General features: G+C 59.6%; 18 protein-coding genes. 9 read left to right on the plus strand and 9 right to left on the minus strand.

What is annotated here, in order from left to right:
- Window positions 1–13: 13 nt before the first annotated feature.
- From ACMU_RS02490 to ACMU_RS02500, 3 genes are all read right to left on the minus strand, one after another.
- Window positions 14–751 carry a metallophosphoesterase gene (locus ACMU_RS02490; RefSeq protein WP_035255703.1) on the minus strand — a complete coding sequence of 246 codons (738 nt, stop codon included), beginning with the start codon at window positions 749–751 and terminating at the stop codon, window positions 14–16.
- A gap of 81 nt (window positions 752–832) precedes the next feature.
- Window positions 833–2,425: a phosphoglycerate dehydrogenase gene (gene serA / locus ACMU_RS02495; RefSeq protein WP_035255705.1), complete on the minus strand. Its 1,593-nt coding sequence runs from the start codon at window positions 2,423–2,425 to the stop codon at window positions 833–835.
- 106 nt (window positions 2,426–2,531) lie between these two features.
- Complete coding sequence (locus tag ACMU_RS02500; RefSeq protein WP_035255707.1) at window positions 2,532–3,677, minus strand: phosphoserine transaminase; 1,146 nt, start codon at window positions 3,675–3,677, stop codon at window positions 2,532–2,534.
- A 205-nt stretch (window positions 3,678–3,882) separates the two neighbouring features.
- On the opposite strand from ACMU_RS02500, the gene serB reads away from it, so the two are divergent.
- From serB to ACMU_RS02520, 4 genes are read left to right on the plus strand one after another with little or no spacing between them, the layout of a single operon-like run.
- Window positions 3,883–4,758: a phosphoserine phosphatase SerB gene (gene serB / locus ACMU_RS02505; protein ID WP_035255708.1), complete on the plus strand. Its 876-nt coding sequence runs from the start codon at window positions 3,883–3,885 to the stop codon at window positions 4,756–4,758.
- A 43-nt stretch (window positions 4,759–4,801) separates the two neighbouring features.
- Window positions 4,802–5,125 carry an ArsR/SmtB family transcription factor gene (locus tag ACMU_RS02510; RefSeq protein ID WP_035255710.1) on the plus strand — a complete coding sequence of 108 codons (324 nt, stop codon included), beginning with the start codon at window positions 4,802–4,804 and terminating at the stop codon, window positions 5,123–5,125.
- Window positions 5,125–5,559: an SRPBCC family protein gene (locus ACMU_RS02515; protein WP_035255713.1), complete on the plus strand. Its 435-nt coding sequence runs from the start codon at window positions 5,125–5,127 to the stop codon at window positions 5,557–5,559. The genes ACMU_RS02510 and ACMU_RS02515 overlap by 1 nt, the downstream gene beginning before the upstream one ends.
- A 24-nt stretch (window positions 5,560–5,583) precedes the next feature.
- Window positions 5,584–5,901, plus strand: a complete 318-nt coding sequence (locus ACMU_RS02520; RefSeq protein ID WP_035255715.1) for a YciI family protein — start codon at window positions 5,584–5,586, stop codon at window positions 5,899–5,901.
- Here ACMU_RS02520 and ACMU_RS02525 read toward each other — a convergent pair.
- Window positions 5,898–6,893, minus strand: a complete 996-nt coding sequence (locus ACMU_RS02525; protein WP_035255716.1) for an asparaginase — start codon at window positions 6,891–6,893, stop codon at window positions 5,898–5,900. The two genes, ACMU_RS02520 and ACMU_RS02525, sit on opposite strands and share 4 nt — an antisense overlap.
- Window positions 6,894–7,064: 171 nt before the next feature.
- Here ACMU_RS02525 and ACMU_RS02530 point away from each other — a divergent pair, with 171 nt between their 5' ends.
- The 3 genes from ACMU_RS02530 (at window position 7,065) to ACMU_RS02540 (ending at window position 9,320) form a co-directional block, all read left to right on the plus strand.
- On the plus strand, window positions 7,065–7,595 hold the full coding sequence (locus tag ACMU_RS02530; protein WP_035255718.1) for an invasion associated locus B family protein: 531 nt from the start codon (window positions 7,065–7,067) through the stop codon (window positions 7,593–7,595).
- A 70-nt stretch (window positions 7,596–7,665) separates the two neighbouring features.
- A complete protein-coding gene (gene rlmN, locus ACMU_RS02535) occupies window positions 7,666–8,847 on the plus strand; it encodes a 23S rRNA (adenine(2503)-C(2))-methyltransferase RlmN (protein WP_035255719.1) in 1,182 nt (393 codons plus the stop codon).
- A 35-nt stretch (window positions 8,848–8,882) separates the two neighbouring features.
- On the plus strand, window positions 8,883–9,320 hold the full coding sequence (locus tag ACMU_RS02540) for a hypothetical protein (protein ID WP_035255721.1): 438 nt from the start codon (window positions 8,883–8,885) through the stop codon (window positions 9,318–9,320).
- Here the strand turns inward: ACMU_RS02540 and ACMU_RS02545 are convergent.
- Entirely contained in the window at window positions 9,298–10,110 is an 813-nt protein-coding gene (locus ACMU_RS02545) for an LOG family protein (RefSeq protein ID WP_035255722.1), read from the minus strand. The genes ACMU_RS02540 and ACMU_RS02545 overlap by 23 nt on opposite strands.
- Before the next feature lie 89 nt (window positions 10,111–10,199).
- Between ACMU_RS02545 and dapD the strand changes: the two genes are divergently transcribed.
- Complete coding sequence (gene dapD, locus ACMU_RS02550) at window positions 10,200–11,027, plus strand: 2,3,4,5-tetrahydropyridine-2,6-dicarboxylate N-succinyltransferase (protein WP_035255723.1); 828 nt, start codon at window positions 10,200–10,202, stop codon at window positions 11,025–11,027.
- A gap of 41 nt (window positions 11,028–11,068) precedes the next feature.
- Here dapD and ACMU_RS02555 read toward each other — a convergent pair whose 3' ends face one another.
- The gene (locus ACMU_RS02555) at window positions 11,069–12,658 is read right to left on the minus strand and encodes a choice-of-anchor L domain-containing protein (protein ID WP_035255725.1); all 1,590 of its coding nucleotides are present in this window, start codon (window positions 12,656–12,658) and stop codon (window positions 11,069–11,071) included.
- Window positions 12,659–12,923: 265 nt separating this feature from the next.
- Here ACMU_RS02555 and ACMU_RS02560 point away from each other — a divergent pair, with 265 nt between their 5' ends.
- Window positions 12,924–13,256, plus strand: a complete 333-nt coding sequence (locus tag ACMU_RS02560) for a hypothetical protein (RefSeq protein WP_035255727.1) — start codon at window positions 12,924–12,926, stop codon at window positions 13,254–13,256.
- A 15-nt stretch (window positions 13,257–13,271) separates the two neighbouring features.
- Here ACMU_RS02560 and ACMU_RS02565 read toward each other — a convergent pair whose 3' ends face one another.
- The 3 genes from ACMU_RS02565 to ACMU_RS02575 all read right to left on the minus strand — a co-directional run bounded on the left by ACMU_RS02565 (window position 13,272) and on the right by ACMU_RS02575 (window position 17,058).
- On the minus strand, window positions 13,272–14,366 hold the full coding sequence (locus tag ACMU_RS02565) for a transporter substrate-binding domain-containing protein (RefSeq protein WP_407636984.1): 1,095 nt from the start codon (window positions 14,364–14,366) through the stop codon (window positions 13,272–13,274).
- A 9-nt stretch (window positions 14,367–14,375) separates the two neighbouring features.
- On the minus strand, window positions 14,376–15,407 hold the full coding sequence (locus ACMU_RS18575; protein WP_236626174.1) for a Hint domain-containing protein: 1,032 nt from the start codon (window positions 15,405–15,407) through the stop codon (window positions 14,376–14,378).
- 79 nt (window positions 15,408–15,486) lie between these two features.
- On the minus strand, window positions 15,487–17,058 hold the full coding sequence (locus ACMU_RS02575) for a choice-of-anchor L domain-containing protein (protein WP_035255728.1): 1,572 nt from the start codon (window positions 17,056–17,058) through the stop codon (window positions 15,487–15,489).
- Between the last annotated feature and the right edge of the window lie 172 nt (window positions 17,059–17,230).

Below are 17,230 nucleotides of genomic sequence, written 5' to 3' on the forward strand. Positions count from 1 at the left end.
TGCGTCGCTGCGTTCAGAAATCTGCCGCGACCGGCACCCGACCGTGCAGTGTCAGTTCAAAAACCGCACCGTCCTCGATCACGACGCAAGTCAACGGACCGCCATAGGCCGCGCCGGTGTCGATGTTCAGGTGATTGCCGGCATGTTCGATCTGCGGCACGGGCGTGTGGCCATGCACGATCAGCGCGCCATGGTCGCGGGTGTCGCGCAGGAAGTCATGGCGGATCCAGACGAGGTCATCTTCGCTCTGATCATCCAGGGGCACGCCGGGGCGTATGCCGGCATGGCAGAAGAACACTCCCTCCACGGCAAAACTGTTCTGCAGCCCGTCCAGCAGCTTAAGGTGGCGGTCGGACACGGCCGCAATGGCATCCGCGTGGATTGCATCGACATCGCGGTCCAGTGCGACGTCCACGCCATAGCCTTCCAGTGTTTTCCGCCCGCCGATAGTGTCCTGCAGCCAAAACAGATCGTCGCGCAGCGGGTCGCGTTCAGACGGATCCCGAAGGTAGGCGGCCATCATCCGGTCGTGGTTTCCGCGGATCAGAATCCAAGGCTTACCCTTGGACAAACCATCGCCCAGAAAATCCAGAACCCCCGGTACGTCGGGCCCACGGTCGGCGTAATCGCCCAGATGCACAACCGGAGCCTCGTGGTCGCCCGTTTGCACTCGGTCGTCCGCGATGCGCCGGTGAATTTCGACCAGCTTGTCCAGATGTCCGTGGATATCGCCAATGGCATAGGCGCGCATGAGAGGTCTCCGTCCGTTCAAAGAAAAGGCCCGGCGCAGGAGGAATGCGCCGGGCCTGTCGTTACCACCAATATATGGCGGTTACACGTCGAACCGCAGCGGGCGCACCTGTTGGAACAATCCGCTGTCCAGCAATGCCTGTTTGGTGCTGTCTTTCAGCGGGCTGTCGAGGAATGTCATCGCAATGGCGTCGCCCCCGGATTCGGCCCGGCCCAGGGTAAAGTTGGCGATGTTTTCTTCGTGCTCGGCCAGCAATGTACCCAGCTTGCCAATGATGCCCGGTACGTCCCTGTTCGTGGTGTAGAGCATATGCTCGCCAATATCCGAATTGATCCGGATGCCCTTGATCTGGATGAACCGCGGTTGACCGTCCGAGAATACAGTGCCCGCCAGGGTGCGATACTTCTCAACAGTCTGGATGTCGAGCTTGATAAAACCGTCAAACACGCCCGATGCATCCTGCGTGGTGCGCGAGATCTGGATGCCGCGATCCTTGGCAATGACCGGGGCGGAAACCATGTTCACGTCAGGGTTGACCGACCGCATGATTCCCGCGATCACGGCGGCCTCAAGCGCGTTCAGGTTCATCTCGCTGGCGACACCGTCAAAGGTGATGTTGACGGTTTCGATTGCCTCGTCGGTCACCTGACCAATGAAAGCACCGAGGTTTTCGGCAAGGTTGACCCACGGGCCCATGACCTTGGCTTCTTCGGCGGTCATCGACGGCATGTTCAGTGCGTTTTCAACCGCACCGTCCAGCAGATAGTTCGACATCTGCTCGGCCACCTGCAAGGCCACGTTTTCCTGAGCCTCGGTCGTGGCGGCGCCCAGATGCGGGGTGCAGACCACGTTGGGCAGGTTGAACAAAGGGTTCTCGGTGGCGGGTTCTTCGGCAAAAACGTCGAAAGCGGCGCCGGCCACGTGGCCGGATTTCAACAGTTCGGCCAACGCTTCTTCGTCGACCAGACCGCCGCGGGCACAGTTGATGATGCGCACGCCTTTTTTGGTCTTGGCCAGGTTCTCGCGGCTGAGAATGTTGCGGGTCGCGTCGATCAGCGGTACGTGCAGGGTGATGAAATCGGCGCGGGCCAACAGGTCGTCCAGTTCAACCTTTTCAACCTGCATCTGCTCGGCCTTCTCTTCCGACAGGAAGGGGTCATAAGCCGCAACTTTCATTTTCAGACCACGGGCACGGTCGCAGACAATCCCGCCAATGTTGCCAGCGCCGATGACGCCAAGGGTCTTGCCAGTCAGTTCGACCCCCATGAACTTCGACTTTTCCCACTTGCCGGCATGGGTCGAGGCGCTGGCCTCGGGGATCTGGCGCGCGACGGCGAACATCATTGCGATGGCGTGCTCGGCGGTGGTGATCATGTTGCCGAAAGGTGTGTTCATTACGATCACACCTTTTTTGGACGCGGCAACCTTGTCGACATTGTCGGTGCCGATGCCGGCGCGGCCGACAACCTTCAGGTTGCCCGCAGCCTCCAACAGCTTTTCGGTAACCTTGGTGGCCGAGCGGATGGCAAGGCCATCATATTCGCCGATCTTGGCCAGCAATGCGTCTTTGTCTTTGCCGAGGGCAGGTTCAAAATCAACGTCGATGCCGCGATCACGGAAGATCTGGACGGCGGTTTCAGACAATTTGTCGGATACGAGAACTTTGGGGGCCATGGTGAGCTCCTTTTCGGAAATGTCGTGTTCGGGGCGCTCATCAAGCCTTACGGCTTTCTTCGCTGATGGCAGCGAAGAGGGCCGCAAGGACCGATGAGCGGTTGGGTTACTGCGCGGCGATCTCGGCTTCGAAAGCCCAGTTCAGCCAGGGCATCATAGCCTCGAGATCGGCGGTTTCGACCGTGCCGCCGCACCAGATGCGCAGGCCGGACGGAGCGTCACGATAGGCGCCGATATCCAACGCCACGCCTTCGGCTTCCAGCCGCTTGGCAACGGCTTTGGCAAATGCCGCACCTTCGGCGATGCGGTCATCGCTGAACTTCAGGCAGACGCTGGTGTTCGACCGGGTGGCCGGGTCAACAGCCAGGAAGTCGATCCAGTCATGTGCGTCAACGAAATCTGCAATCACGGCGGTGTTGGCATCGGCACGCGCTTTCAGGCCCACCAGGCCGCCAACCGACTGCGCCCAGTCCAATGCGACGAGATAGTCCTCTACCGCCAGCATCGACGGTGTGTTGATCGTGGCGCCCGAGAATATGCCATCGATCAGTTTGCCACCTTTGGTCAGGCGGAAAATCTTGGGCAGGGGCCATGCAGGGGTATAGCTTTCCAGCCGTTCCACCGCCCGTGGGCTGAGGATCAGCATGCCGTGGGCCGCTTCGCCGCCCAGCACTTTTTGCCAGCTAAAGGTTGTCACATCCAGCTTGTCCCACGGCAGGTCCATTGCGAAAGCGGCCGAGGTGGCATCACACAGGGTCAGCCCCTCGCGATCTTCGGCGATCCAGTCGCCATTGGGTACGCGCACGCCCGAGGTGGTGCCGTTCCAGGTGAACACAACATCGTTGTTCTTGGTATCAACGGTCGCCAGGTCGACGATCTCGCCGTAATCGGCCAGCTTGACCTCGGCATCCAGTTTCAGCTGTTTCACCACATCGGTGACCCAGCCCGAGCCAAAGCTTTCCCAGGCCAGCATCTCGACCTTGCGGGCACCCAGCAGGCTCCACATCGCCATTTCCATCGCGCCGGTGTCCGAGGCGGGTACGATGCCGATCTTGTAATCGGCCGGAATGCCCAGCACGTCGCGGGTGGTTTCGATGGCTGCTTTCAGCTTTTCCTTGCCAACGGCGGCACGGTGCGAACGGCCAAGGGCGGCGTCCGACAGTTTCTCAAGCGTGAAAACGGGGGGTTTGGCGCAGGGGCCAGAAGAAAAACGCGGGTTAACCGGCCGCGTGGCCGGAGCTTCGATCGCCATGACTGGTATCCTTCCAGATATGTGCCCTTCGTTGGGGAAGGGTGTCCCGCAGCCGGAGATAGTGCGGAATCGCGCATGGCGCAACAGGTGAATTTTGCGAATTGCCTGAAATTTGGTCGCAGGGCGGACCGCATGCGGGCATGTGCCAACTGGTAACTGTCATAATCCTGCGCTATGGGCGTCTGCGACAAACCGGAGGCGCCCCATGTTCATTGCTACCCTGTTGACCAATCCGGCCGATGGCCATCTGGATCCTGCTCTTTGCGAGGCGCTGCGCAATGCATGGGGCGGTGGGCACGTAGACTGGCTGGCGCCGGATGAGGCGGCCGAGTTCGACTTGCAAGCTTATCCCGAGAACAAGTGGGACGTCTGGGCCGATCTGCAGAAACAAGGTGTTGATTTGGTGGTGCAGCCGGCCGAGGGGCGGCGCAAGAAGATGCTGCTGGCCGATATGGACAGCACCATGATTCAGCAGGAATGCATCGATGAACTTGCAGACGAGGCCGGTGTGGGCGGGCGCGTCAAAGAGATCACCGCGCGGGCGATGAATGGCGAGCTGGATTTCGAAGGTGCCCTGATCGAACGCGTGGGCCTGATGGCTGGTTTGGATGCCGCTGTGATCGACAAGGTATTGGCCGAGCGCATCACCTTCATGCCGGGCGGGCACACTCTGCTGGCCACGATGAAAGCGCATGATGGTTATGCCGCATTGGTGTCGGGCGGGTTCACCGCCTTTACCGCGAAGGTCGCGGCCGAGCTGGGCTTTGACGAAAACCGCGCCAACACCATGCAGATCGAAGGCGGCAAGCTGACCGGCGCGGTGGGGATGCCGATCTTAGGACGTCAGGCTAAGGTTGAAGCGCTGCACGAGATTACCACGCGGCTTGGAATCTCGACCGATGATGTGATCGCCGTCGGGGACGGGGCCAATGATCTGGGCATGCTTGGGCTGGCAGGGTCTGGGGTCGCGCTGCATGCCAAGCCGGCTGTTGCTGCCGAATGTGACATCCGCATCAATCACGGTGACCTTACGGCGCTGTTGTATCTGCAAGGCTATGGCAAAGCTGAATTCATCGGTTAATTAACGATTGCGTTAATCAAAGAATCGCGGCACATTGTGTGCCATGACGAACTTGCCACGCACATTTGCCGCCCTTGCAGACGAAACCCGCTTTGCGATTGTCGAGCGGTTGTTGCAACAAGGCGCGCAATCAGCGGGTGATCTTGCCGATATCGCCCCCATTTCACCCCCGGCCTTTTCGCGCCATCTGAAAGTATTGCGCGAGGCCGGCCTGGTTACCCAGACCATCGACAAGCAACGCCGCATATACGCGGTGCAGCCTGAGACGATGCAGGCGATCTCTGACTGGATCATCAGCCGCCGCGCCTTCTGGGAAGGGAGCATGGACCGCCTGGAAAAGGCCCTGCTAAATCGAGGGGACGCCTGATGGCCGATCTTAATCTCAGCCGAGAGTTTCCTGTGCCGGTCGATACGTTATTCGCGTTTCTGACAACGCCAGAAGGCACAGCACAATGGTGGGGGCCCGAAGGGTATTCCGTTACCCATGCCGAACTGGATTTTACCAAGCTGGGCGCCTGGACCGTGTCGATGCGAAACGCTGAAGGTACGGCGCTCAAAATTTCGGGCCAAGTGACACATGTAAGTCCACCCGTTTCGCTGGGCTTTACCTGGGCCTGGCACGACCCCGAAGACATCCGGGGTGAAGAAAGCCATGTGACCTTCACCGTCGAAGCGACCCAAAACGGCAGCCGACTGATCGTGGACCACCGCGACCTGCCGGATCAGGCCTCGGCTGACGGTCATGTGCGCGGTTGGACATCGACCCTCAACCGGCTGCAAGCCGCTGTCTCAATTCCTTAACCTCAACAGATGGAGATATTTCCAATGCCTAAATTTGCTTTTGTCTATCACGGTGGCGGCATGCCCGAGACCCCCGAAGAAGGTGCCAAAGTCATGGCCGCCTGGACTGCGTGGTATGGCAACATGGGCGAGAGCCTTGTGGATGGCGGCGCGCCCGTGGCCCAGTCGCATACGGTCTCTGCCGATGGTGTCGTTGAAAATGGCGGTGCGAACCCCGTGTCGGGCTATACGATCGTTTCGGCCGATGATTATGCGGCCGCCTGCGAGATGGCCAAGGGTTGCCCCATGGTGCAGGACGGCAGCGGTTCCGTCGAAGTCGCGCAGCTTGTCGATATGGGCTAGGCCAGCAGGCCGGGGGCTGGGCGTATTGCGCCCACCTCTAACCCGTCCCAATTCTTGATGGGCGGGTTCATGCGCCTCTGCACCGCCGGGTGATCGGCGGGCAGAACACCCAATCGGACCAACAACGCCGCAATCGCACATTCGCTTGCGCGGGTGGCTCCATCGGCGGCTTTTAGTGCAATGCCAATGCCTTGATCAGGCAAGATGGCCACGAACACCCCTTCGGCCCCCGTTTTCACGGCCAGCCTGCCCGGCGCGGCCAGCATAAGCTCGGTACAGGCGCGGTCTTGCCCGGCAACCAGATCCGGGCGCGTCATCATCGCCTCGACCAATCGGCGGGCCGCACGACCACGCCCAGAGCTGTCCTGAGCATTGGCAAAGAAGGCCATTGCCCGTCCAACACCATGCAGGGTGGCGGCGAAATTTGGGGCCGAGCAGCCGTCGATCCCGAAACCGGGGGATGTCTGATCGGTCACATCCTCGAACGCTTCGCGAACAGCCAGTTGAACGGGATGGTCGGCGGCCACGTAATCAGGTCCGGCGCCAAGATGCCGCGCCAGAGTCAGAAAACCGGTATGTTTGCCCGAGCAATTGTTATGCACACGGCATGGGTTTTCCCCGGCACGGATCATTGCCCGCCGGTCGGCCGAGATACGCGGAGCCTGCGGGCCGCAGATCAGGTCATCTTCGCCGCGCCCAATGTTGTGCAGCCAAGCATCTACAAGGTCCGTATGAACAGCCTGCCCTTGGTGCGAGGCACAGGACAGCGCCAAGTGTTCAACACCCAGATCGGCCGCGTCAGCGGCTCCGCTTTCGATCAGCGGCAATGCTTGGATCATCTTCACGGACGAGCGGGGCAAGATCACCCGATCCGGGTCTCCCCAGCCGTCAATGACATTGCCATCGGGGCCACAGATCACCGCATGGCCCAAATGCTCGGATTCCAGAAAATCGCCTCGCCAGATCTCGGCCAATGCTGCGGCTTGCATCATTCACGTCCTCGCACCCGTTGCTGCGCGAATTTCCGCCCAGAAGGGGTTCCAAATTCGCGCGTGCTTGCGTTATCTTGTGGATAACGAGTTGAAACCGATAGCGCCAGATGGAAACTCTGATCAAGGAGAGGCGCTCGGGACCGAGGCAAGAGCAGTTGGAGGCTCAGTAAAATGACGGCTTTGTTCAAAGGCGGTATCGCCGCAACAGCAATCATGCTGGCAACCATGGCGGGCGCGCAGGAATCGACCAACCGCGTGGATGTCAAAACCGACTGGAACGTTTTCGCCGAACCACCGGCGAAGCCCACTGAATGCTGGGGCGTTGCCATTCCGAAAGAAACGGTAAACACCGACAGTGATGGCCGCATCAAATCGGTGAAACGCGGCGAGATTCTGTTGTTTGTGACCTATCGTGCCGACGGAACCGCGGGCGAAGTGTCATTCACCGGCGGTTATCCCTTTGCTGAAAACTCGTTCGTTTCGCTGACGATCGGCGACACCAAGTTCGACCTGTTCACGGAAGGCGAGTGGGCATGGCCCGCCTCGTCCGGCGATGACAGCAAAATTCTGGCTGCGATGAAGCGCGGCGCCAACGCTGTTCTGACAGGTCGGTCGTCGCGTGGTACGGTCACCAAAGACACGTTCTCGTTGTTTGGATTTACCGCCGCTGCAGATTCGGCCGAGAATTTCTGTAAGGGCTGATCGCGCTGCGCTTTGCAAATGCAGCGTTTTCGTGTATCGCATCGGTTCGAATTCCCGAAGGATCTGACCGATGACCGCCAGCGCGCCCGTAACGCAGGACGTTTTGACCATTCCACGTAAGCTGCCCGAAGGCGGCAAGACCAACCTTGTTGGCTTGACTCGCCCCGCATTGCGCGAGGCGCTGATTGGTATGGGCACGCCCGAAAAACAGGCCAAGATGCGCGCCAACCAGCTGTGGCAGTGGGTCTATCAGAAAGGCGTGCGCAACTTTGCGGATATGACCAATCTGTCCAAGGACTATCGCGCCAAGCTGGATGCGCATTTCGTGGTGGCCGTGCCCGAGATCGTGTCAAAAAACGTCAGCGCGGACGGGACGCGCAAGTATCTGGTGCGGATCGCCGGCGGGCACGAGGTCGAGGTGGTCTATATCCCTGAAACCGATCGCGGCACCCTGTGTATCAGCAGCCAGGTGGGCTGCACGCTGACCTGCTCGTTCTGCCACACCGGCACGCAGAAACTGGTGCGCAACCTGACCGCGGGCGAGATCATCGGGCAGGTGATGCTGGCGCGCGACGATTTGGATGAGTGGCCGGAACCAGGCGAAGGCTCTGGCGAGCGGCCGCGCCTGGTCAGCAATATCGTGCTGATGGGAATGGGCGAGCCGCTGTATAATTTTGAAAACGTCCGCGACGCGATGCAGATAGCGATGGATGGCGAGGGGATCTCGATCTCGCGCCGGCGCATCACCTTGTCGACCTCGGGCGTTGTGCCCGAAATTGCGCGTACGGCGGAAGAGATCGGCTGTATGCTGGCCGTGTCTTTCCACGCCACGACCGATGAGGTGCGCGACAAGCTGGTGCCGATCAACAAACGCTGGAACATTGTTGAGTTGCTGGACGCCTTGCGCGCCTACCCAAAACTGTCGAACTCGGAACGGATCACGTTTGAATACGTGATGCTGAAAGGCGTGAATGACAGCGATGACGACGCACGCCGGTTGGTGAAACTGATTGCAGGCATCCCGGCCAAGATCAACCTGATCCCGTTCAACGAATGGCCCGACGCCCCCTATGAACGGTCGGATTGGGAGCGGATCGAGGCCTTTGCCGACATCGTCTACAAGGCCGGTTACGCCAGTCCTATCCGCACGCCGCGGGGCGAAGACATCATGGCCGCCTGCGGGCAGCTGAAGTCGGCGACCGAGCGCGCGCGAAAGTCGCGCGCCCAGATCCAGGCCGAGGCTGGGCTTTAACCTCAGGTTTACTAAGATTGCGCAATCTTGGGGGTATGGAACGCACCCTCACCCTCGCGCCAGCCACATGGCAGGCTTTGACGCAAATCGCGACACTTGAAAACGTGCCGGTCGATACCGTGATTGCCGAAGCGATCCGTCGCGATCTGTTTCGCCGGACCCGCGCGAAGAAGGCCGTCAGGGCTGATGAGCGGCTCGTCGCACCCTTGCGGGCGCTTCTCGCCTCGGATTTTGCCAAGGCCGAAACCTGGGAAGATCTGCACCAGCGGCTGCGCGCCAAAGGATACACTTTGGTCGAAGCCGGCGCCGGGTTGGCCCTGTGTGACGCCCAGAACGGGCAACGTGTGTGCAAGGCCTCCGACCTTGGCAACAGCTACGGCCGGTTGATGCAGCGCTTTGGCTGCACCATGCCGGGCCACAGCCACACCTATCTGGCCCCGCGCATGGGCGTCAGCCTTGCCAGTTCTCGATGATCTCTACCGCCTCTTGCGCGGTTTCAACAAACTGAAACAGGTTCAAATCATCTGCGGAAATGGTGCCCGCGTCGGCCAGTACGTCCCAGTTGATGATGCTTTCCCAGAAAGCCCGGCCAAACAGCAGGAACGGCACCGGTTTCATCCGGTGGGTCTGGATCAGGGTCAACGCCTCAAACAGCTCGTCCAACGTGCCAAACCCGCCCGGAAACGCCGTGATTGCCGAGGCGCGCAGCAGGAAATGCATCTTCCGGATCGCGAAATAGTGGAAGTTGAAGCACAGCTCGGGCGTCACATAGGCATTGGGTGCCTGTTCAAACGGCAAAACGATGTTCAGGCCCACTGACCGCCCGCCGGCCTCGGCCGCGCCGCGGTTGCCGGCCTCCATCACGCCTGGCCCGCCGCCGGTGACAATCACGTTCTCACGCCCGCCGGTCTCCATGCTTTTCAACGTCATGAGCCGCGCAAATTCCTGCGCCTCGGCATAGTATTTGGACAGACCAGCCAGCGTTTCGGTCCGCGCGCTGTCCTTCTTGGCCGGTTCGGGAATGCGGGCACCGCCGAACAGCACCACCGTGCTGTCCACGCCCGCCTCCGTCATACCCATTTCAGGTTTCAGCAGTTCCAACTGCAACCGCACGGGTCGCAACTCGTCGCGGCACAGAAATTCGTCATCGGCGAAGGCCAGCCGATAGGCCGGTGCCTCGGTCTGTGGGGTTTGCGGGGTTTTGCGGCATGTGTCGATATCCTGCCGGGCATCGGGAAATACCCGAGTGATGTCGTCTTTCATTGGCTGCGCCTCCCTTGCATTGCACCTGTACGCCCACCCGTTTATAGGCTCTGGCAACTTGAACGCCAGTCACACCTGTCGGAGGACACATGTCGAACGCCCAGCTGGAAACCGCAATCGAAGCCGCCTGGGAGGCGCGCGACACCATTACCCCCGCCACCACCGGCGAAACCCGCGAGGCCATCGAAGATACGCTGGCCGCGCTGGACAGTGGCGCCCTGCGTGTGGCCGAGAAGCTGGAGAGCGGCGATTGGCACGTGAACCAATGGGCCAAAAAGGCCGTTTTGCTGGGCTTCCGCATCAAGGATATGGAAGAGCAATCCGGCGGCCCGCAAGGCAGCGGCTGGTGGGACAAGGTCGACAGCAAGTTCAAAGACTGGGGGGACAACCAGTGGCGCGCCGCAGGCTTTCGCGCCGTGCCCAACGCGGTGGTCCGCAAGTCGGCCTTCATCGCGCCGGGTGTTGTTTTGATGCCCTCCTTTGTGAACCTTGGCGCCTATGTGGACGAGGGCACCATGGTTGATACCTGGGCCACCGTTGGCAGCTGCGCCCAGATCGGCAAGAATGTGCACCTGTCGGGCGGCGTGGGCATTGGCGGCGTGTTGGAGCCGATGCAGGCGGGTCCGACCATCATCGAGGATAACTGCTTTATCGGTGCCCGGTCCGAGGTTGTCGAAGGCTGCATCGTGCGCGAAGGCTCGGTTCTGGGTATGGGCGTGTTCATCGGTAAATCGACCAAGATCGTTGACCGAGAAACCGGCGAGGTCATGTATGGCGAAGTGCCGCCCTATTCGGTGGTGGTTGCCGGGTCGATGCCGTCGAAAAATGGCGTGCACCTGTATTGCGCCGTGATCGTGAAACGTGTGGACGAACAGACCCGTTCCAAAACTGGCATCAACGAATTGCTGCGCGACTGATGCAACTTTGGGCCGTGGGCGCTGTGCCTTCGGCTCTCAGCCTAAGCCGTAAGGGCACCCAAGCGCGCGCCGGCGCCAAGCATGGCGCGCGTTTCGAACCGCCGAAGACAGCGCCGGGCGGCGGGGCCATAACCTTTGCCCGCGGCATCAATATTCGGAAACAACGCCCCGATCTCGGCTTGGGCGTCGGCGTCGAATCCCGGCAGGCTTTGTGGCCCCGGCAAATAGCTTTCGCTCCACAATCCATTGCTTTGCACGACCTCGTGCTGATCGAACAGCAGGTGCACGTACCACACACGCTCGGTCTCAAGCTGGCGTATGGTTCGGCCATTGACCAGATGACAAGCCGGAACCAGCACCTCGTCGGCCGAGAACATCAACCGCGGGCTTACACCGCTTAGAAGCAGTCGGTGCTGGGGTGAAACCGTAAGCCTGCCGTGATTGCCGAACGTGCCTTGGTCGATGTGAACAGGGGCAAACCGGCCAAAGCCGCGAACCATCGTCAGGCCCACCCAACGCACCGCCTGAAACGCGTTGTCACGCGTACGAACCAGATCACCCACCGACAGTTTCTCGACCATTTTCGGACCCAGTGCCGTGTCGATTACTGTTCCTGCCAGAAAGCAAGGGACAGTGTTGATGGTTCCATACCCGATATCGGAGTTTCCCAACCCATCCGACACCGTGTAGGTGAACTCTGACGTGCTTCCCTCGTCATCACCAACAACCGCGATTGTGCCGTCTTCGGTCAGGGTCAACTCAACGCCCGAAGATAGGGTTATGGTTTCGCCAACCGTGACTTCCTGACCGTTGATATGCGTAATGGTCAGTGTGCCGCCTTCGGGAAGAATGTCGTTCGCGAGAACATCAAGTGTGCCGGACTCTTCGATGCCAAGATTCAACTCGTCATTGTTGGCAATGACCACCGTCTGGACCGAATCCCCGGCAATCAGCAGGTTCGAGTCGTAACTGCTGTCGCCCCCATCGGCGATGGCGATGCGAATTGTATTCTCTTCGCCGTGTTTCACCGGCGCTTTGACCGAAAGGGTCACTGTGAACCCGTCCATCTCGGTATTGAACTGATCTTGCGTGTTATCGATGTACCAATCAGAATTGGTCGTTGGGCTGATGGCGTTGATCGACACTTCGCTGTCGCCAGCCGTCAGTTCTGCCTGCTGTCCATTGACCCAGATGCCCACCGCATCATTGAAACCGCTGCCGACATATTCGGGGTATTCCTCGGACGAGAACACGAATTGCATCGTCAGAATGTTGCCGTCGGGTACGAATTTCGCCTCGAAAACCGAGGCGTCATAGGTGCGTGCGCCCGCGATGGCGTTCAGGTCGGCCAGGTTGTTTTGCCCGGACGTGTTGGTTGATGTACTGGCGGATTGGTTCGATTGGCCACTGGAGTTGGTAAAATCCGTCGCCTTGCCCGTCGACAGAATGACGCCACTGTCAGACGGCACAACACCCTCGGACGTGGACAGGCCATCTGAAAAAATGCCCGATGACCGGTCGTCGCCTGTATATGTGGCCTCTTTGATCTCGATCCCGTCGCCGAAAATGGCGTCGGCAAGGTCAGAGGCTGTCACATTCGTGTTGATCGACAATTCTGACGCGGAAACCATCGTAAACCCCCAAAGCAGCCTTGGAGTCGGTAGTAACAGCCAGTCACAACCACGTCGTTAACAGGAAAAATTTGACGGAAATTGGGGTCTGATGCGTATCACCCGAAACAACAGATGGAGAGTCCCATGTTTCGGATCGTGACGTTGAGTGTTTTGATCGCTTTCGGTGCCATGGCAAATGCCGGGGATACCAGCAAGCCATGTGACGAGATGAATTACACACAGGGCGCTTGACCCTTTGCCAAGCGCCCGATATGCGCGCCGCATGACTGAGAAGAAAAAGAAAACCTCGCAGGTTTATACGCTTGTGGTGCAAGTGGGCCGGAAAGAGGATGACGGGCTGCCTGAAGGCGCAACCAGCGCTGCGCTGGTGTGCTATGCCGCCGGAGTGGACGAGGCCGAAGCCGTACGCGAAACCGTTGCGATCCTGAAGCAAGCCGGATTGGCTCCGCTGGACGTGACCGGCTATGGCTCTGCCGAAGATCGCAAAGCCGAAGGACAAGAGATTGAGCCGGACGAGGCCGAGCTCATGGACCGGGCCAAGCGAGAAAACGCCGTGATCGTCGCGCAGATGACGCCGTTCTACGACGACGAATAAGTCACCCGAGCGCCCCTAGTCTATCGCGCCGAAATACTTGCGATAAAGCCGTTCGTAAGTGCCGTTCTCACGTTGGCGCAGCAACGACTGGTTGATGCTTTCCAAAAGCGGGCTGCCTGCCGGCAGTGCAAAGCCATAGGATTCGCGCCGGAATGTTGCCCCCGCCAAGGCGGCGCCTTCGTTGCCACGTGTATTGACGTAATACGCCAGGATCGGCGCATCAAAGACAACAGCGTCCAAAGTGTCGCTTTCAAACGCTTCGATCAGCGTATCCAGCGACGGATAGGATGCGTATTCGATATTGCGGTCATCAAGGAACCGCGCGGTGGTAGAGCTTTCGATCGTTGCGACGCGTTTGCCATGCAGGTCGTTGACCGAGTTCACCGACCCCTGAATCGCGTCAACGGTGATAACCGCGGTGATCTTGGCCACGAACACCGACACGATGAACAGGCTGGACAATACAAGGATCACGGCAAAGATCCGGCCGAAGAAACTGCGCGGCACGCGTTCTTCGAAGCCACCGTTCACCACCAAGTTTAACGCCCACCAGAATGACGGGAACATTGCCTCGCTTGCGCCACGGTCGAAATAGGGCTGTTTGTTGCGTTCAAATACCCACATCAGCATCCCGCCGCCAAACAGCAGAAGGAAGGCGATGCCGATCGAAATCAGCAGGTCGCGCGACAACAGGGCCGACAGCAACAGGCCACTTGTGTCCGACAGGCTGTCTTTGGGCACCATGATCTGAAGGCCGCTTTCAAAGATTGTGTGGCTGAAATCCAGCACCTCTTCGCGCGTCGCGGTGATCGAGATATTTGCAGCTGCCGCATCAACCTCGTTGGCTTCAACAGAACCCAACATGGACGCGAACCCGCCTTTGTTCTCGAATGTGACAGTCAGTCCGAGATCCCTCGCCACGGCTTGCCACAGCTCAATACTGAAGCCCGTGCGTTGGCCTTCCTGTTCGAAAGAAAAGGGCGGGCGGTCGACCGTTGCAACGGTCACGGATTGCGCAAGTGCTGCAATAGCGTTCGCAAACAGCACCGCAATCGCGACGGCGAAGATGCCCATCAGGCGGCGAAAAGCAGTCGTCAGTTGGTTCGTCATGTCCCCACCTTAACGGCTCAAAAGCGCTGCGCGTAGTGTAAACGCTTCGTAGTCGCGGAGGGCTCGAAAAGCGAGACGTTTGTGTTTCGGCAGAAGCGCCGCAGGTTGGTCTTCGAGGATGGTCGTGGCCAGCACATCGGGCATCGCGGCAAGGTTCCCGATGAACAGGCTTTCGACCGGCGCGCCCGCCACGTCCAGAATGTCGTGATCTTCCAGAAGGATCTGGTAATAGCGCATGGTCAGGCCGGCACGTTCCCGTTTGGCAAAGCCCGTTTGCAGCAAGGCGCGCGCTTCAACCAGGACAGATTCATCGCCGAACAGGTACTCGACCTCTGGCCCGGACACCATGACGCGCGCCTCTGGACCCACCAGGATATCGGTGATCAGACCAAAATAGGGGGTGTTCAGCCGAACCGGTTGGAATTGCCCGCCCGCCGGCGCATCGACAGAACCAATCCAGGCAATACGCTGCGTTTCGCCGGCATAGTTTGTGATTTTGTCACCTGCGCGCAGCTCCTGCACCGGGCGATAGCCACCGGGTGTCAAAACCGGCGCATTCGGCCCAAGACATGGCGCCAGACCGACGGGCTCGCGGCAATCAGACAAACTGATGGATCGGATGGCTGAACTGACGGTTACACCACCTTCGGCCCGGGAAAGCGCCCGCGCCTCGCCAGCCAGGATCGGCAGCGGCGAGGCAAATGGCTTTTGCACCATCACGCCATCGCTGATGGCTTCCATCGTCAGCAGGCCCCTGTTGGCGGGAACGTCCCAATGACAGGTGATCCGTACAGGCCCTTCGAGACCGGACGTCCCGGTTTTCATGGTCACTTGCCGATGGTCCGAGCCGATGCGGCGCGCAAATGTCAGCGCACCGTCCACGCTAAGGTGAAACGACATGTGGCTGCGCATCGGGTCGGACATCTGAAGCGTTAAAAGGGTGTGTTCCGTCGGCCGCGCGCGGCCAAAGTCGGCCTCTAACAGCAGGCTGCCAACAAGGTGCTCGGTCGCCAGCGGAATGTTGGTTCCGGCAACGGGCATTGCACTGCCCACGGGGGCGGCGCCTGTCATTGGCGTAACACTAATCCAACCCATACCCGTCGATACCCGTTTGCCGCCGCTAGGCTGCAAACACCCCTTTGTTCAACACTTCGGCTTCGTATTTCTTCAGCGTTCTGCGCGCGGACTGCGAATAACCTTCGCCTGTCAATGGATTCAGTTCCGGGAAAATTGCACAGATTTCTTCGATGATTTCCGCCTCGAAACTGGATGACGTCTGCGGCCCGGGCAAGAAGCTTTCGGTCGCAAGCCCCTCGGAATACACGATCTGGTGGCGGTCAAAGAGGATATGCACATACTCGACCGTTCCCCCTTCCAGCACACGCACGGATCGCCCGTTTACAAGGTCACGCGCGGCAACCAGAACCTCACGTTCGCCAAACAAAAGCTCGGTCAGGCTGTCGCGCACAAGTATCCGGTGCAGGGGGGAAACACGCAGCGTGTCATGGCGGCCAAAGGTGTTCTCCGCGATCTCGATCGGTGCCATTTTGCCAATGGCCTGAACCTGCCGTCGGCCGACCCAGCGCACGGGCTGAAACCCGTCATCTGCGGTCATCACCATGTCCCCGGGCAGCAGCTGTTCAACGGGGATGCGCCCGCGGTCGGTTTTAATCCCCGTACCCGCGGCAAAGCAGGGCACCTGTTCGATCGTCACGAACGCCGAGTCGCTCAGCCCGGTTCCATCCCCGATCGTGTACGAGAAATTGACCGTCTCTTCGTCTGCATCGGCAAGGATCGTGAAGGTACCATCGCCGTTGACCTGGATTTCCTGACCGGTGGACAGGATAATGGTGTCACCCGCCGAGACCTCGGCACCATTCACATGCGTGATGAACAACGTACTGCCGGTCGGGCCATTGTCATTGTCCAAAACGTTGAACGTTCTTGTGCCGTCGGGTGCGATTGTAATCGTGTCGTCTTCGGCAATCATCGCCGTCTGCGCCGAGTCGCCTGCAATCAGCAGGTTCGAGTCGTACCGGTTGTCGCCCACATCGGCGATGCCGATCTTCAGCGTGTGCACATCGCCGGGCACCACGTCCATTTTCAGCGTCAGCGTGACGGTGAACCCGTCCATCTCGGTGTTGTGCTGGTCATTGGAGTTGTCGACGAACAGGTTCTCGTTGTTCGTGGGGTTCACGTTTCCAACGTTCGTGTTGCCGGTGCCCACCGCCAGATCGACCGGTTGCCCATCCAGCCACACGCCCACAACGTCGTTGTAGATGGACCCCACAAACTCGGGGTATTCCTCGGACGAAAAGACAAATTGCAGCGACATCACATCGCCATCAGGCCGGAAATCGATTTCCAGGAACGACGCGTCAAACGTGCTGGTCCCGGCCAGCGCATTGAAATCGGCATCATTGTTTGGCCCGCGCGATCCGGTGGTGGTCGATCCGCTTTGGTTGGTGTTTGTGGACGAGTTGTTGGTAAAGGCCGACGTGCGACCCGTTGACAAGATCACACCGGTGTCACCGGGGGTAACCGTATCCGAAATGTTGTCGCCGTCGCTGTAGATGCCCGACGACCGGTTGTCGCCGGTATAAGTTGCATCGATGACTTCGACACCTTCGCCGAAAATGGCCTCGGCCATTTCCGTTGCCGTCGCGCTATTGTCTATTGGGATTTCGGTCATCCCATGCTCCTGCCTCGGGCGCGGACATGGGACAGCAGACAAGCGCGGCGGGTAACACCAGCGCGTTTTGTCGTAATCTGCTCAATCGGGCGTTTGTTTTGTTCTGCCCGAAACCCCTGCCTCGCGGGTTTATTTTGTTAAAACTTGCCATAAATTCAACAAATTGGGAACA

The organism is Actibacterium mucosum KCTC 23349 (genome assembly GCF_000647975.1).
Classification (GTDB): Bacteria; Pseudomonadota; Alphaproteobacteria; order Rhodobacterales; family Rhodobacteraceae; genus Actibacterium; species Actibacterium mucosum.

Bases quoted from the DNA above. Each gene is read 5' to 3' on its own strand.
- ACMU_RS02545 (WP_035255722.1), bottom strand. From the start codon at position 10,110: ATGAAAGACGACATCACTCGGGTATTTCCCGATGCCCGGCAGGATATC.
- ACMU_RS02500 (WP_035255707.1), bottom strand. From the start codon at position 3,677: ATGGCGATCGAAGCTCCGGCCACGCGGCCGGTTAACCCGCGTTTTTCT.
- ACMU_RS02555 (WP_035255725.1), bottom strand. From the start codon at position 12,658: ATGGTTTCCGCGTCAGAATTGTCGATCAACACGAATGTGACAGCCTCT.
- ACMU_RS02510 (WP_035255710.1), top strand. From the start codon at position 4,802: ATGACGAACTTGCCACGCACATTTGCCGCCCTTGCAGACGAAACCCGC.
- ACMU_RS02520 (WP_035255715.1), top strand. From the start codon at position 5,584: ATGCCTAAATTTGCTTTTGTCTATCACGGTGGCGGCATGCCCGAGACC.
- serB (WP_035255708.1), top strand. From the start codon at position 3,883: ATGTTCATTGCTACCCTGTTGACCAATCCGGCCGATGGCCATCTGGAT.
- ACMU_RS02565 (WP_407636984.1), bottom strand. From the start codon at position 14,366: ATGACGAACCAACTGACGACTGCTTTTCGCCGCCTGATGGGCATCTTC.
- ACMU_RS02560 (WP_035255727.1), top strand. From the start codon at position 12,924: ATGACTGAGAAGAAAAAGAAAACCTCGCAGGTTTATACGCTTGTGGTG.
- serA (WP_035255705.1), bottom strand. From the start codon at position 2,425: ATGGCCCCCAAAGTTCTCGTATCCGACAAATTGTCTGAAACCGCCGTC.
- ACMU_RS02490 (WP_035255703.1), bottom strand. From the start codon at position 751: ATGCGCGCCTATGCCATTGGCGATATCCACGGACATCTGGACAAGCTG.
- ACMU_RS02575 (WP_035255728.1), bottom strand. From the start codon at position 17,058: ATGACCGAAATCCCAATAGACAATAGCGCGACGGCAACGGAAATGGCC.
- rlmN (WP_035255719.1), top strand. From the start codon at position 7,666: ATGACCGCCAGCGCGCCCGTAACGCAGGACGTTTTGACCATTCCACGT.
- ACMU_RS02540 (WP_035255721.1), top strand. From the start codon at position 8,883: ATGGAACGCACCCTCACCCTCGCGCCAGCCACATGGCAGGCTTTGACG.
- ACMU_RS18575 (WP_236626174.1), bottom strand. From the start codon at position 15,407: ATGCCCGTTGCCGGAACCAACATTCCGCTGGCGACCGAGCACCTTGTT.
- dapD (WP_035255723.1), top strand. From the start codon at position 10,200: ATGTCGAACGCCCAGCTGGAAACCGCAATCGAAGCCGCCTGGGAGGCG.
- ACMU_RS02530 (WP_035255718.1), top strand. From the start codon at position 7,065: ATGACGGCTTTGTTCAAAGGCGGTATCGCCGCAACAGCAATCATGCTG.
- ACMU_RS02515 (WP_035255713.1), top strand. From the start codon at position 5,125: ATGGCCGATCTTAATCTCAGCCGAGAGTTTCCTGTGCCGGTCGATACG.
- ACMU_RS02525 (WP_035255716.1), bottom strand. From the start codon at position 6,893: ATGATGCAAGCCGCAGCATTGGCCGAGATCTGGCGAGGCGATTTTCTG.